This window comes from Haloferax sp. YSSS75, assembly GCF_046764215.1.
Taxonomy (GTDB): Archaea; Halobacteriota; Halobacteria; order Halobacteriales; family Haloferacaceae; genus Haloferax.
Window position 1 is genome coordinate 1,977,192 of record NZ_CP177206.1, and the last position, 15,106, is coordinate 1,992,297.

12 protein-coding genes are annotated in these 15,106 nt (G+C 62.1%); 5 read left to right on the forward strand and 7 right to left on the reverse strand.

The genetic code is table 11. The annotated features are described in order from the left end of the window. Positions 1–47: 47 nt before the first annotated feature. A complete protein-coding gene (locus ACK3R5_RS10420; RefSeq protein ID WP_411966909.1) occupies positions 48–1,238 on the forward strand; it encodes a hypothetical protein in 1,191 nt (396 codons plus the stop codon). 69 nt (positions 1,239–1,307) lie between these two features. Here ACK3R5_RS10420 and ACK3R5_RS10425 read toward each other — a convergent pair whose 3' ends face one another. The 6 genes from ACK3R5_RS10425 to ACK3R5_RS10450 form a co-directional block, all read right to left on the reverse strand. Continuing rightward, positions 1,308–1,628, reverse strand: a complete 321-nt coding sequence (locus ACK3R5_RS10425; RefSeq protein ID WP_411963992.1) for a CTP synthetase — start codon at positions 1,626–1,628, stop codon at positions 1,308–1,310. Beyond that, on the reverse strand, positions 1,625–2,542 hold the full coding sequence (guaA, locus tag ACK3R5_RS10430) for a glutamine-hydrolyzing GMP synthase (RefSeq protein WP_411963993.1): 918 nt from the start codon (positions 2,540–2,542) through the stop codon (positions 1,625–1,627). The genes ACK3R5_RS10425 and guaA overlap by 4 nt, the downstream gene beginning before the upstream one ends. Next, the gene (gene pyrG, locus ACK3R5_RS10435; RefSeq protein WP_411966910.1) at positions 2,542–4,191 is read right to left on the reverse strand and encodes a glutamine hydrolyzing CTP synthase; all 1,650 of its coding nucleotides are present in this window, start codon (positions 4,189–4,191) and stop codon (positions 2,542–2,544) included. The genes guaA and pyrG overlap by 1 nt, the downstream gene beginning before the upstream one ends. Positions 4,192–4,318: 127 nt before the next feature. Beyond that, complete coding sequence (locus ACK3R5_RS10440; RefSeq protein WP_411966911.1) at positions 4,319–4,876, reverse strand: maltose acetyltransferase domain-containing protein; 558 nt, start codon at positions 4,874–4,876, stop codon at positions 4,319–4,321. 72 nt (positions 4,877–4,948) lie between these two features. Continuing rightward, positions 4,949–6,127 (reverse strand): anion permease, encoded by a 1,179-nt coding sequence (locus tag ACK3R5_RS10445; protein ID WP_411966912.1) that lies wholly within the window; start codon positions 6,125–6,127, stop codon positions 4,949–4,951. Further along, positions 6,124–6,918, reverse strand: coding sequence for a hypothetical protein (locus ACK3R5_RS10450; RefSeq protein ID WP_411966913.1), 795 nt, complete (start codon positions 6,916–6,918; stop codon positions 6,124–6,126). Before ACK3R5_RS10450 ends, ACK3R5_RS10445 begins: the two co-directional genes overlap by 4 nt. Before the next feature lie 449 nt (positions 6,919–7,367). Here ACK3R5_RS10450 and ACK3R5_RS10455 point away from each other — a divergent pair, with 449 nt between their 5' ends. Then, a complete protein-coding gene (locus ACK3R5_RS10455; RefSeq protein WP_411966914.1) occupies positions 7,368–8,168 on the forward strand; it encodes an aldo/keto reductase in 801 nt (266 codons plus the stop codon). A gap of 447 nt (positions 8,169–8,615) precedes the next feature. On the opposite strand, the gene ppc is transcribed toward ACK3R5_RS10455, so the two are convergent. Beyond that, a complete protein-coding gene (ppc, locus tag ACK3R5_RS10460) occupies positions 8,616–11,309 on the reverse strand; it encodes a phosphoenolpyruvate carboxylase (RefSeq protein WP_411963999.1) in 2,694 nt (897 codons plus the stop codon). A 223-nt stretch (positions 11,310–11,532) separates the two neighbouring features. On the opposite strand from ppc, the gene ACK3R5_RS10465 reads away from it, so the two are divergent. The 3 genes from ACK3R5_RS10465 to ACK3R5_RS10475 all read left to right on the forward strand — a co-directional run bounded on the left by ACK3R5_RS10465 (position 11,533) and on the right by ACK3R5_RS10475 (position 15,101). Next, a complete protein-coding gene (locus ACK3R5_RS10465; protein WP_411964000.1) occupies positions 11,533–12,378 on the forward strand; it encodes a ubiquinol-cytochrome c reductase iron-sulfur subunit in 846 nt (281 codons plus the stop codon). An 81-nt stretch (positions 12,379–12,459) separates the two neighbouring features. Further along, positions 12,460–14,025, forward strand: coding sequence for a succinic semialdehyde dehydrogenase (locus ACK3R5_RS10470; RefSeq protein ID WP_411966915.1), 1,566 nt, complete (start codon positions 12,460–12,462; stop codon positions 14,023–14,025). Beyond that, positions 14,022–15,101 (forward strand): SDR family oxidoreductase, encoded by a 1,080-nt coding sequence (locus tag ACK3R5_RS10475; RefSeq protein ID WP_411966916.1) that lies wholly within the window; start codon positions 14,022–14,024, stop codon positions 15,099–15,101. Before ACK3R5_RS10470 ends, ACK3R5_RS10475 begins: the two co-directional genes overlap by 4 nt. Positions 15,102–15,106: the final 5 nt, after the last annotated feature.

Here is a 15,106-nt window from a genome sequence, read left to right on the forward strand (position 1 = left end):
GGCGACACACGAAAGTTCTCTTCCTCGGGTCGGCGTCGTTGTTCTTGGTGAATATCGCGTTCGGATTCAACAACGCACTTAGCACAGGTGCGATTCCTCGGTGGCAGGTTCTCGTCCACCTGCACTCGGGGTCGATTGGGTGGATTACCCTCTCACTCATCGGAATGGCGATTTGGGTTTTCACCGGAGACCGGACGGTTTCGGATAGATACGTTCGAAGAATCCGGATCATCGTTGGGCTCAGCGTGCTCGCGTTTGCCGCGTTTATCGTGAGTTTTGGACTCGCCTTCGCTCTCGGCGGGAACGTGTTTGCCCTGCTCCCCATCTTCGGGACCGGTGCGATGCTGATGATTTGGGTGGCCGCTCTCTTCGCGCTCACCCAGTTGCGGAATCAGCCAGTCGTCACGAACGTCCACGTCCTGGTCGCCGGCGGGTTGGTCGTCGCCGCCGTCGGTGCCACCATGGGCGTCCTGCTCGGCACTGAGTACGTCTTCGGGACGTTTCTCCCCCTTCCGGCGGGTGACCGCGTGGGTATCCACGCCGGGATGATGGACACGTACGTCCTCCTGGTCGCCTCCGCAATCGTCGAGTGGTTCGTTCTGAAAGACACCGCCGGTCGCTGGACTCGGCCCGGACTGGCACAGGCGCTGGCCGGAACGGTTGGCGCGCTTCTCGTCCCGGTTGCATTCCTCACCAACCTCCTCGACGTCTTCCTCCCAGTGTTCGCTCTCTTGCTGTTGGTATTCCTCGCACTCTTCCTCGGACGGATGGGGTGGAAGGCGCTCCGAAGAAGTCCGCTCCGGCGCGGCGCCGATGCGTGGGGGTTCTTCGGGGCACTCTGGTTGGTCGTCTTTGTGGCCCTGTTTATCTGGGCAATCGTCGGCGGAGTCGCAGCGGACCCCGCCGGGGCACCGACGTGGTTCTACGCCGTCTTCGCACACTCCGCGTTCGTCGGAATGATGACCAACCTCCTGCTCGGCGTGTTCTCCGCCAGAACACAGGAGACGAGTGACAGACGGCTCTGGGCTGAACCTGCTGCGATGTGGCTGTTGAACGCCGGGTTGGTCGTCTTCTTCACTCTGAAAATCGCCTTCGACTCGCGGTTGGGCGCGCTCGTCATGGGCGTGGGCGTCCTTCTGGGCGTCGGTATCATGATTCGTCGGCTTCTGGCGGGACCCGACGAACTCACGCCGCCCGGACGAAGAGACACAGACGCCGAACCGATGCCGATGGGCTGACCTGACTGGGTCGAATTCCATCTCGAAAAATGTGGCCGGCGACCAATCCACCGGTCGCTGTCGACGCGTTTAGACGAGTTCTTCGGCGACGACGTCGACTGCGAGCAGTTCGGGGTCGACGGCGAGGTCAGCCTGCCCTTTCGCGAACTCCGGAAGGGAGTCACGCGAGTAGGTGACGACGCGAACGTCGGGGTTGATTTCCTTCGCCACCGAGATGGCCGTCGCGTCGTCCATGTCGGTGAGGACGAGCAGGTCGGCCCCGTCGATGCCAGCCTCACCGAGCGAGTCGGCAGAGGCGATGCCGGTGACGCGAACGACGGTTGCACCTTCTGCTTCGAGCGCTTCACCGAGTCCGTCGGGGTCCGTCCCCGCAACGACTGCCGTCGTCATTCGTACTCGATGGTCGCCGGTGGTTTGTGGGTCACGTCGTAGACGACGCGGGCGACGTTCTCGTTCGTGCCGGTGATACGTGACTGGATGCGCTGGAGGGTGTCCCACGGAAGCTCCTGTGCGCGAGCGGTCATGCCGTCGCGCGACTCGACGGAGCGAACCGAGACGATCCATCCGTGGACGCGGTTGTCACCCTTGACGCCGGTGCCCTTGCCGATGACGGCGGCGAACGCCTGCCACGGGTCGTGCTTCTCCGTCTCGTCTTCGACGATGTGACACGCTTCGCGGGCCACCTGCACCTTCTCGGGCGTGACTTCGCCGAGGACGCGGACCGCCAGACCCGGACCCGGGAAGGGCATGCGCTCTGCGATGATGGATTCGAGGCCGAGTTCGCGGGCGACTTCGCGGACTTCGTCTTTGTAGAGGTCACGAACGGGTTCGACGATACCCTCGAAGTCGACGACGTCCGGGAGTCCGCCCACGTTGTGGTGGGATTTGATGTTCCCTTCGGACTCGATTCGGTCGGGGTAGATAGTCCCCTGCACGAGGTACTCGGCGTCGGTGTCCGTCGCCTCGCGTTCGAACTCGCGGATGAACTGCTCGCCGATGACGGCGCGCTTCTCTTCGGGGTCGACGACGCCTTCGAGGGCGTCGAAGAATCGGTCCTGCGCGTCGACGACGCGGAGGCTCTCCATGAAGGAGAACGTCTCTGCAATCTGTTCGGTTTCGCCCTTGCGCATCAGGCCGGTGTCGACGTAGACCGGCGTGAGTTGCTCGCCGACTGCCTCGTAGGCGAGGGTGGCGGCGACGGAGGAGTCCACACCGCCCGAGAGGGCGATGATGGCGTGTTCGTCGCCGATTTGGTCGCGAATCGATGCTTTTGCGTCTTCGATGAATGAGTCTACGTCTACCATTATGCTGTCACCTCTTCGCTGTCGAGTTCACGGGCGTCGAGTTCACCGAGAACCGCGCGCAGGAAGCCGAGGAAGGGCGGACTCGCGCGGTCCGGACGGGAACGGAATTCGGGGTGGAACTGCGTGCCGAGGAAGAACGGGTGGTCGGTCAGTTCGAGAATCTCCATGCGGTTGTCTGCGCGCCCGGAGAACCGCAAGCCTTCGGATTCGAGTTCGTCGATGAGTTCCGGATTCACCTCGTAGCGGTGGCGGTGGCGCTCCGTACAGGAGGTGCCGCCATAGACGGCCTCGGCGAGCGTTCCGGACGTGATGTCTGTCTCGTGCGCGCCGAGACGCATCGTCCCACCCATGTCGTTGACCTCGTACTGCTCGGGAAGAAGGTCGATGACGGGGTAGGGCGTGTCGGGGTCGAGTTCCGTCGACTGGGCGTCTTCGTGGCCGAGGACGTTTCGGGCCTGTTCGACGACGGCCATCTGGAACCCGAGACAGAGGCCGAGGAACGGAACGTCGTTCTCGCGGGCGTAGCGGATGGCGTCTATCTTGCCGTCGGTGCCGCGCGACCCGAAGCCACCGGGGACGACGATTCCGTCCGCTTGCTTGAGGCGCGCTTCGTGTTTGTCGTCCATCTCGTCGGCGTCGACCCAGAGGATGTTCACGTCAACGCCGCACTCGATTTCGGCGTGTTTGAGCGACTCGTGGATGGACATGTAGGCGTCTTCGAGGGCGTACTTGCCGACGAGCGCGATATCGACGGACCCGGAGCGCTCAGCGGTGACGAGTTCGCGCCAGCGACTGTCGCGTTCTTCCTTCGGGAGTGCTTCGTCGGCGATGCCGAGTCGCTCCATCACGTACTCGTCGAGGCCCTCTTCTTCGACCATCAGGGGGACGTGGTAGATGTCCGGGACGTCGGGGTTAGAGAAGACGGCGGCGTCCGGCACGTCACAGAACTGTGCAATCTTGGCCTTCGTCTCGGGTTCGAGTTTGTCGTCGGCGCGCCCGACGAGGATGTCGGGTTGCAGGCCGATGCTCCGGAGTTCTTTGACCGAGTGCTGTGTGGGCTTGGTCTTCTGTTCGCCGTTCTTCGAGTAGGGGACGAGGGTGACGTGGGTAAAGAGCACGTCTGCGTCTTCCTCTTCGGAGGCGAATTGCCGGAGCGCTTCGAGGAAGGGCATAGATTCGATGTCGCCGACGGTGCCACCGACTTCGACGATACACACGTCGGTGCCTTCGGCCGCCTCGCGGATGCGGCGTTTGATGTCCTCGGTGACGTGCGGGATAATCTGGACCGTCTTCCCGAGGTAGTCACCGGCGCGTTCCTTCTGGATGACGTGCTGGTAGGTCTTCCCCGTGGTGATGTTGTGGTCGGCGGTCATGTCGATACCCAGGAACCGTTCGTAGTTCCCGAGGTCCAGGTCGACTTCCGCGCCGTCTTTCAGTACGTACACTTCGCCGTGTTCGTAGGGATTCATCGTCCCCGCGTCGACGTTGAGGTACGGGTCGATTTTGACGGCGGTGACGTCGAACCCGGCATTTTTCAGGAGTCGGCCGGTGCTGGCGGCCGTGATACCTTTCCCGAGGCCAGACATGACACCCCCGGTTACGAAAATGAACTTGCGCCCCATTTCGGGGTCGTATTCGTCCGTCGGCATACTGACCGTGTGCGAGCGTACTTCAAAACGATTTCGGAGCCAACATCGTGTGACACGGGGGCGCACATGGGTGATAGCCGAGGAATCGGGAGACGACGAACGGGTGTCGTGTCACTCGATTTCGCCCTCACTCCAACTCTTTGACGACCCGTGCCGGATTCCCACCGACGACCACACTGTCGGGCACGTCTTTCGTCACGACTGCGCCCGACGCGACTATGACGTCGTCACCGATGGTGACGCCGGGGTTGATGACGGCCTGTCCCCCAATCCACGCGTTGTCGCCGACGACGACCGGTTCTGCCGACTCGGGGCCTTTGATGCGTTCTGCCGCATCGAGTGGGTGGGTCGCGGTGTAGATGTGGACGCCTGGCCCGAGGAGGGCGTTGTCGCCGATAGTGATAGAACGGACGTCGAGGAAGACGCAGTCGAAGTTGGCGAAGAAGTCCTCGCCGACGCTGATGTTGTAGCCGTAATCGCACTTGAACGTCGGTTCGATGTGGAGTTCGTCCCCAGTCTCGCCGAAGAGTTCGTGAACGAGTTCCTCGCGGCGCTCGGTTTCGGTTTCGTCGGTTTCGTTGAACAGGCGCGTTAGTCGCCGCGCACGTTCCTGTTCCGCCTGAAGCTCCGGGTCCGTCGAATCGTACAACTCGCCTGCGAGCATCTTCTCTTTCTCTGAGGGCATACCCGCTGTTCTCGGGGGACCGGTATGTATGTGTGCCAGTTCGACGGTGTTCGGTTCGTTACTGGAGGCGGTTCAGAACCCGAATATCGGGACGTATCGGAACGTGAGATACGAACCGACCGTCGCGATAGCCGGCACGACGTTCTGCATCAGGACGACCCGAGCAGTCGTCACGGGGTTGAACAGCGCCCCCGGACTGGGGATGTCTTCGATGTCCTCCTCGCCGATAGGCGGGAGCGTCTCGCCCTCCTTGTCGGCAGCAAGCGCGTTGACCGTGACCGGTGCTCCCCCGTCGCCGGCAACTATCTCGGGGGCGGTCATCGGTCGGGTCGCCCGGCCCCAACCCAGTCCGACGATGGACATCGTTGCGATGATGACGAAGCTCGCGGGGATGCCGAGCGCCGAGAGGAAGACGACCAGCGTCGAGGAGACTGACGCGACGACGATGGCCGCAGTCAGGGGGAGTTCCGTGATGTCACTCCCCATCGTCTCCAAGGTCCGTCGGGCGATGGTGAACGCGCCGACGGTGACGGCGAGGCCACCGAAGGCGATGGCCGGGTTCATCGCCAGTTCGCCGCTGCCGACCAGCGGTGCGACGGCGTTGGCGATGTTCGAGGTACCCGAGGAGAAGGCCATCAGACAGCCGATAGCGACGACGGTGAACGTCCCGCCCAGTTCCCTTCGGTTGGTCGTCCGGTGGACCCGCGGGATTGGGACGAGGCCGGACCGGTCGATATCGAACAGCGGCCCCGTACTGCGCTCCATGGCGACCATCCCGTTCAGTCGCGCGTAGAAGTACCGACCGATGATCAGCGAGACCCAAAAGCCGATGATTGGTGAGACGACCCACCAGATGACGATTTGCCCCATCACGGCGAGGTCAAGCACGCGCCCGGCCAGTCCGAGGCCGGCGATTGCACCGACGGCGGTCATCGACGTCGACGCCGGCACGCCGAAGACGTTTCCGACCAACAGCGCGACTCCGATGAAGAAGAGAACCGCGATGGAGGATTCGAGCGTGAAGACACCGGTGTCGACGACCAGTTCGGTGCCGAGTTTCGTGACGACGTTTCGGCCGAGCGTCCAGGCACCGATGAAGAAGAACACACCCATCAGTCCCGCGGCGACGGGCTTGGAGATGGCGTCGGCACCGACGGCCGGACCGAATGCCGGCCCTGTGGTCGACCCACCGATGTTGTACGCGACGAACATCGAGACGAGAACGCCAGCGACGAGGAGGAGGGTACTCATCGGTCCTCGTCGTCCTCGTCCTCGTCGTCTACGTTCTTCTCGGCCGCTCGCTGTTCTTCGAGGGTCTTCTCAACTTCCTCGCCGACTTTCTCCTCGACGGTCTTTTCGACCGTTTCACCGACCGTCTTTTCCACTGTTTCACCGACTTTCTCTTCGACTGTTTTCTCGACTGTCTCCCCCACTGTCTTTTCGACTGTCTCGCCGACTTTCTCTTCGACTGTTTTCTCGACTGTCTCGCCGACTTTCTCTTCGACCGTTTTCTCGACTGTCTCACCCACTGTCTTGTCGACCGTCTCTCCAACCGTCTTTTCGACAGTTTCACCAACGGTCTTTTCGACTGTCTCGCCGACTTTCTCTTCGACCGTTTTCTCGACTGTCTCGCCCACTGTCTTGTCGACCGTCTCTCCAACCGTCTTCTCGACAGTCTCGTTGACGGTTTCTTCGACTGTCTCACCCACTGTCTTTTCCACTGTCTCGTTGACAGTTTCTTCGACTGTCTCTCCAACCGTCTTATCGACCGTCTCGTTGACTGTCTCTTCGACCGTCTCACCCACCGTCTTCTCGACCGTCTCGTTGACAGTCTCTTCGACCGTCTCTTTGACCGCCGTCGTCATCCAGTTCGGGTCGAAACGGGCCATCTTCCAGACGACGTGGAGAACGTAGGAGACCAGCACCCCGAACCCAAACGCCAGTCCGATGGTGTTCCCAGCGACGACTATCAATCCGACCGACACCGCAATCAACAACCCATACGTGAGGTCCACGACGGAGTCGACGCGACTCGGGTTCATGACCCACCCAGACCGAACGCTACCTTCCCGAGGAGAACGAACCGGGACTCGATACGTGTAGAAAAACACATACCAGATACACACACCCCTCGCGCAAGTAAGTTGGCAATAAATTCTCGGTCGGACGAGAGTGGACAAACCATCGAAGGATATCGACTCTCGGAGTTGCAGTTTCAGAACGGTACTACTTGGCCACGAGACGGGCTATGCTGGTCGTGGCCACAGTGAGAGCACGGCGGTGAGTGGGAGCGTGCCGTGACGGGGGGCAGGAATCGATGGAACGTCCCCGTCGTTCTCGGCGCGGACCACTGCGAGGTACACGTCCGCGGTTCAGTGCTCACCCGACAATCTCTCTACGGGTTCCGGCATCACCCCGTCGTCCGGGGGAACGCTCCGCATCGACTTCCGGAACCACAGAACTTGAACCGCTTCGCCGAGTGGACTCGCGTATGAAGGAGTTCCCCAAACTCGGCTTTGGCACGTACAAACTCGAAGACCGCGAAGAGTGTATCGAGGCCGTCACCACCGCTCTCGACGTCGGCTATCGTCACGTCGACACGGCCCAGATGTACGACAACGAGGCGTTCGTCGGCGACGCCCTCGCCGAGTCTGACGTGGACATCGAGGATATCTTCCTCGCCACCAAACTCGACACGGACAACCTCGCCTACGACGACGTAATCGAGACGGCCCACGAGTCCGCAGACCGACTCGGCGTCGACACCTTCGACCTGCTGTACGTCCACTGGCCACTCGACTCCTACGACGAAGACGAGACGCTGTCGGCCCTCGACGAACTCTACGACGATGGCCTCATCGACAACGTCGGCCTGAGTAACTTCCGCCCAGACCAACTCGAATCCGCCATCGAGAAACTCGACGCGCCGGTGTTCGCCCATCAGGTCGAGATGCACCCGATGCTCCCGCAGGTCGAACTCCGCGAACTCGCCGCGGAGTCCGACCACCACCTCGTCGCGTACTCGCCCATCGCACGCAACGACGTCGCCGAGAACGACACCATCGTCGAAATCGCCGAGAAACACGACGCCTCTCCCGCACAGGTGTCGCTCGCGTGGGTGATGGCCAAAGGCGCAGTCCCGATTCCGAAGGCCGCCTCACCCGACCACATCCGCGACAACTTCGCCGCACTCGAACTCGAACTCGACGCCGACGACGTCGCCGCCATCGACGCCATCGAGACGGACCACCGTATCGTCGACTTCGACAGTGCGCCGTGGAACCGAGTCTGAAGCCAACTGAGAAATCAGGGACGAACGTCGTTCGGACGCGTTTCGTGGCTTGATAAATCAAGCTAAACGAGATTTTTTCAGGAAATATAGACTGCAATTAGAACGTTCGACTGACTCTAATTGTCTACATACACGGCGTCTAACTCCCGTTTTCGGGACACTACATAGACACGTGCGAACACGTCGCAATCCGGGTAAACATATATGTCGAATAATCACCTACGCCCTAGTATGGCGTCGGTGGTGGTGGTGTGTCCACACTGCGGTCAACAAGTTGAATCGGGATACGAGGGTGACGTCGACTTCAACGGCGTCCGCCAACGTCTCAAGAGTGAATACCGTATCGCGCGAGAGACCTGTCCGGTCTGCTCGAACCCATACGACTTACGTCGCGCGTGAATCCGCACGGGCGGGTCGATAGCCTCGGTGGTGGCCGAGGACGTCGACTTATCCCGTGTTTTTCATCCCGGCGGCGATTCCTTTGACGGTGAGCCGCAGGGTTCGTTCTTCGTCGTCGGTCCGGTGCGTCTGTGCGAGCAGGTGCGTCTGCAGCACGTTCAGTGGGTCGACGTAGGGGTTCCGCCGCTGGAGGCTCTCTTCGAGCCACTCGCGTTTCAGGAGGTTACTCCGACCGCTGATATCGAGCATCAGGTTGACCGTCGACTCGTACTCGGCTTCCAGTCGCGGGAAGAACTCCGCTCGCAGGTCGTCGTCGGCCAAGTTCGCATACTCGGTGGCGATTTCGAGGTCCGTCCGTGCGAGCGACATCGCGGCGTTGTCGAGGGTGCTGCGGAAGAACGGCCACTCGTCGTACATCTCCCGGACGGTTTCGAGGTCCCCGCCGTCGTCGAGATAGGCGTTGACGCCTTCTGCCAGTGAGTACCAACCGGGAAGGATACATCGCGACTGCGTCCACGAGAACACCCACGGGATGGCGCGGAGGTCCTCGACAGTTCGTTCGCCGCTTCGAGATGCGGGGCGAGACCCGAGGTTGAGTTCCTCGATGACCGTAATCGGCGTCGCCTGTTCGAAGTAGGAGACGAACCCTTCGGATTCGAGGAGGTCACGGTACTCCTCGCGGGCGGCGGCGGCCATCGTATCCATCGCTTCCACCCATCGCTCGGGCACGTGTTCTTCCGGTTCTCGAATCGCGTTCAACCGGGCGCGAATCTGGGCGTTGAGCATCTGTTCGAGGTTTCGCTCTGCGATGCGTGGGTTGGCGTACTTCTCGGCGATTGCTTCGCCCTGTTCGGTGAACTTGATTTGACCGGTGATGGTCTCGTTCGGCAGTGCGAGCATCGCCTCGTTCATCGGCCCACCACCGCGGGAGATAGACCCGCCACGGCCGTGGAACAACCGCATCGTCACGTCGAAGTCGTCACAGATGTCGGCGAGACGACGCTGGTTCTTGTAGAGGTCCCAGTTGGCCGCGAGGCAGCCGTTTTCCTTGTTGGAGTCGGAGTAGCCCAGCATTATCTCCTGGACGTAGTTCCGCGCGGTGAGTGCCTGTTCGTAGGCCTCGTTTTCGAACAGCGTGCCCATGATGCGGCGGGCACCGTTCAGCGCCGACTCCGTCTCTAACAGCGGCACCACGTCGATTCCACAGTGGTCCGGCAGTGAGACGACGCCCGCCTGGTCGGCGAGGAAGAGCACTTCGAGGACGTGCGAGGGCTCTTCGGTCATCGAGATACAGTAGGTGTCGATTGCGGAGACGCCGTACTCACGCTGCCACTCGCCGAGTTTGCGGAAGAGTTCGAGGACACGGTCGGCCGTCTCTGAGAGTTCGCCGGGGTCTTCGAGGTCGATGATGGGTTCGTCCTGAAGAATCGCGTCGGTAAGGAGTTCGGTGCGCTCGACTTCCGAGCGACCGTAGTAGTCGACGCCCTCGTGTGCGAGCGCTTCGTGAACCGCCTTGGTGTGGTTCTCTTGGTGGTCGCGCAGGTCCAGACTGGCGAGGGTAAAACCGAAAGTATCGACCTGTCGCATCAGCGGTTCGACGTAGACGTCGGCGACCTGGTCGGCACCGACGCTGCGAAGACTGCCGTCGATGACTTCGAGGTCGGCCATCAGTTCGCTCGCGTCGCTGTAGCCGTTGGGGCGGACGTCTTCGATGCGGCGGAGTCGCTCGCGCATCAGTTTCAGCTTCTGTCGGTACGGTTCGTCGGGGTAGCGTTCGTCCACCTCTTCGGCGACGACGGGGAGGAGTTCACGGTCGGCTTTCAACGACCGTTCGAGTTCGTGACCGGTGTCGACTCGCGTCGCGTCCTGACTCAGCACACCCGAGAGTCGCTTGAGCGCGTCGCTGTACTTTTCGAGGGCGACGCTTCGCTGTCGGGCGAGCGTCTCTTCTGTGACTTCGGGCGTGACGAACGGGTTGCCGTCGCGGTCCGACCCGGCCCACGACCGGAACTCGAACAGTTTCGGGACGTCGAGGTTTGGATACTCGTTGTGGAACTCCTCTTCGAGTTCTTCGTACACTTCGCCGACGACGTCGAAGAGGATGTTTTCGAGGTACCACTGGACGTTTCGTGCTTCGTCTGTCGGTTCGGGACGACGGTTGCGAACTTGGGAGGTCTGCCAGAGACTCGTCACCTCCGCGACGACGTGCCGCCACTCCTGTTTGGATTCGAGGTCGGTGAGACGCCGCTCGTCGAGTGACTCTAACCGGTTCGCAATCGAGCGGAGCTTCGCCTTGACCGTCTTGCGACGTGCTTCGGTCGGGTGTGCCGTGAACGTCGGTTCGATGAGGACGTCTTCGAGGACGCGTCCGAGGAGTTCCTCGTCGACGTCTTCTTCCCGAAGTTCGTCGAGTGTGGCGAGGATACCGTCTTCGAGGGTGCCTTCCTGCGATGCCTCTCGGATTACGCGGACCCGTTCGCGTTCTTCCGCGAGGTTGATGAGTTCGAAATAGGTCGTGAACGCACGTGCGACGACGCTCTCGCGTTCGGGGTCGAGGTCGGAGACGACTTCGAACAGCGTCTCACGAGAACCGGACTCTCCTTTCCGGTACGCGATGGCCGCCTGTCGAAGTTCTTCGACGGTTTCGAACGACGCCGTGGAGGTCTGAGACTCGAGGACGTCCCCGAGCAACGCCCCGAGCTCGCGGACGTCCTGTCTGACGTCTCTGCTATGCAATTCCATACTACACGATTACGAGTACCATGTTGTAAAAGCCCCCGAGTCCGGTCGAAAAATTGCCCGAAGTTACGTTCTAAACGAATGTTTGTAAACGACTGGTGAATTTCTTCGCAGTCCCGCAGTCCCACGATTTCGGATGCCCTCAGTACTGAGGCCCCCGTTTTCGTGGGGTGAACTAACACGGGTGATTCGTCACGCTTTTACTGGACGGGTCGAACTTCAGGGTATGAGCGATAGCGACAAGTACCCCGCCGACTCGGGTCGTCGTCGGTTCGTCAAGGGCGTCGTCGGGGGCGCGGCGCTCGCTGGCGTGGGAACGACTGGCGCGGCCGCAATCAACAGTGCGACCACCTCTCCGGGCGCAGGCGGTGGTCCAACACAGGCGTACGCAATCGAGAACACCGGTGGTCCCGCACCGCGCGGGATGCCAGTGATTCCCATCGAAATCGACAGCGAGGGATACATCAAGGGTCTCTGGCCCGAAGTGCAGACGATTACCCAGGGAGGTGTCGAAGCCCAAGTCGCACAGACGGACGACTTCAAGGGAACCGGCGTCACCTACTCACAGGCGTGGTTCCAGTACTGCGGTGTGCAGTCCTACGAGGGCATGGCACCGGACTTCGAGTCTGACAACTACTTCCGCTCCGACAGCGGTGGTTACGACTGGCAGTCAGAAGTCTACAGCGACGGTGACCGACTGAACGTCAACGACTTCGACGACTACGAGACGTGGGGCAACGGTATCGGCCAGTCAGGCCTCGGAAAGCCCGCAACCGGCACGTGGCGCTCGGAGGACACCGAAGACACGATGCCGATTCAGGTGCTCCGCTCGTCGCGCATCGAGGAAGCAGCACAGGACAACGATTTCCTCGCCGCCGCAACCGACCAAGGCGTCATCGCGTGGCTCAACAAGTGTACGCACTTCTGCTGTGTCCCCGGATACAAGCAGGCCGCCGACGCCGCCAAGTTCAACGCCGAAGACGGCGTCTACTGTCAGTGCCACCAGTCCGTCTACGACCCGTTCTCTATCGTCCAGACGCTCTTTACGGCACTGCCGCGTCCCGAAGAGTAACTGCCGACGCTCGTTTTTTCGGTCTCTCGTTCGCACGACGTGTAATCACTACTATAGTACCTCCGCCGTCTATGGAGAGATATGACCGACGCCCCCTCCGCTCCCGTCTCTCGAAGTCGACTCGACGAACTCGCTCGTCTGGTCTCCCCACAGGCGGACCGGCCCGAACTCCCGGTTCGCGCCCCGTACGACGACAGCGTCGTCGGGGCGGTTCCGCTGTGTACCCCCGACGACGTGGTGGCGGCCGTCACGGAGGCCCGAGAGGCCGGTGCAGAGTGGGCCGCGTGGCCCATCGAAGACCGTATCGCCGTCTTCCACCGATTCCACGACGCACTCCTCGACCAGCGTGACTCCCTGTTGGACGTGATTCAGACCGAGACGGGAAAGGCGCGGGCAGACGCACTCGAAGAAGTCCTCGACGCCGCTGCGACGGCGCGGTACTACACGAGCATCGCCGAACGCGAACTCGCGTCCACCCAGCGGAACGGGGCGATTCCACTGCTGACGAAGGCCGTCGAACACCACCACCCGGTGGGTGTCGTCGGCGTCATCTCTCCGTGGAACTACCCGCTGTCGCTCTCTGTCTCCGAGTCGATTCCGGCCATGCTCGCGGGGAACGCCGTCGTGCTCAAACCTGACGAGGGAACGCCGTTTACGGCGCTGTGGGCGCTCGAACTCCTCCGGGAGTGCGGGCTTCCAGACGAGTTGTTTCAGGTCGTCACCGGTGAGGGACCACGCCTCGGCGACCCGCTCGTCGAACACGTCGACTACGTGAGTTTCACCGGCAGCACCGAAGTCGGTCGCATCGTCGCCGAAACCGCTGGTCGCCACCTCACGGACTGTTCACTCGAACTCGGTGGCAAGAACCCACTGTTGGTCCTCGACGACGCCGACGTCGAGAAAGCCGCTCGCGGCGCGGTTCGCGGGTGTTTCGCCAACGCCGGGCAACTGTGTATCTCTATCGAGCGAATCTACGTCCACGAAGACGTCGCGACGGCGTTCCGCGACGCACTGATTCGGGAGACGCGCGGACTCACGCTCGATGCAGGGTACGATTACGACCACGACGTCGGGTCACTTCTCGACCGTGAGTTACTGGAGAAGGTCGATGCTCACGTCGAAGACGCCGTCGAGAAGGGAGCGACAGTTCTCACTGGTGGCCGTGCCCGCCCTGACCTCGGCCCGTACTTCTACGAACCGACGATTCTGACCGACGTGACGCCCGAGATGACGCTCGCCGACGAAGAGACGTTCGGGCCCGTCGTCTCCCTGTACGAAGTCGAGAGCGTCTCCGAAGCAATCGAACGCGCGAACGACTCGGCCTACGGGTTGAACGCGAGTGTCTGGACGTCCCGCCCACAGCGCGGTGAACAGGTGGCGGCGCGACTCGATGCCGGCACCGTCAACGTCAACGAGGCGTACGCCGCCGCGTGGGCCTCTATCGACGCCCCGATGGGCGGGATGAAAGACTCCGGCATCGGCCGACGACACGGTCGGAACGGACTGCTGAAGTACACCGAGTCGCAGACAGTCGCCACCCAACGGGTCGGCCTCCTGTCGCCACCGAAGCGCGGCAAGCGTCTCTGGGCGACGGGTGCGACAGCCGGACTTCGCATCTGGAAACGCCTCTCTGAGGTGCTCCCGTGAGCGTCTTCCTCACCGGATTCCCCGGGTTCCTCGGGAGTGCGCTGGTCGAACGTCTCACCGACCGAACCGACGAAATCGTCTGCCTCGTCCAACCACAGTACCGCGACGCGGCCGAAACGCGCGCCGCCGACGTGCTCGGCCCGGACTGGCGCGAGACGCTGACGCTCGTCGAAGGCGACATCACCGACCCGAACCTCGGTCTGCCGGCGACGACGCGGACCGACCTCGAGTCGCAGGTCGAGGAGGTGTTCCACCTCGCCGCCGTCTACGACCTCGCAGTCTCACCAGACGTCGGTGAGGCGGTCAACGTCGACGGGACGCGACACGTCCTCGACTTCGCCGACGCGGCAGACGCAGAGCGACTCCACTACGTCAGCACCTGCTACGTCAGTGGCCGATACGACGGCGTGTTCACCGAATCCGACCTCGACGTGGGGCAGTCGTTCAACAATCACTACGAAGCGACGAAATTCCGCGCGGAGGTGCTCGTCCGCGAACGGATGGACGCGGAGGACGTTCCGGCCACCGTCTACCGACCGGCAATCGTCGTCGGCGACAGTCGGACCGGTGCGACACAGAAGTACGACGGCCCGTACTACCTGATTCGCTGGTTGCTTCGCCAACCGCGCGTCGCAGTCGTCCCCAGACTCGGTGACCCCGACGCGACGGAGTTGAACGTCGTCCCACGAGATTACGTCGTCGACGCCATCGACCACCTCTCGGGACTCGACGAGTCCGAGAACGTCACCTACCAGTTGTGCGACCCGAACCCGCCGACGATTCGGGAGTTCACCGCCACGCTCCTCGACGCGACAGACAGAATCGGTCTGCACGCGCCTACACCCGCCAGTCTCGCCACGTCCGCGCTGAACCGCTGGGACGCCCTCAGAGCGATTGTCGATATCGAACCCGAGACACTACCGTACTTCACGCACCCGACACGGTACGTCGGCGGGAACGCACGGACACACCTCGCTGGGACCGGCATCGAACCGCCGGCGTTCGAGTCCTACGTCTCGGAGTTAGTCGACTTCGTTCGAGAGAATCCGAACGTCCGCTCAGACGCGATGCGGTAAGCAGC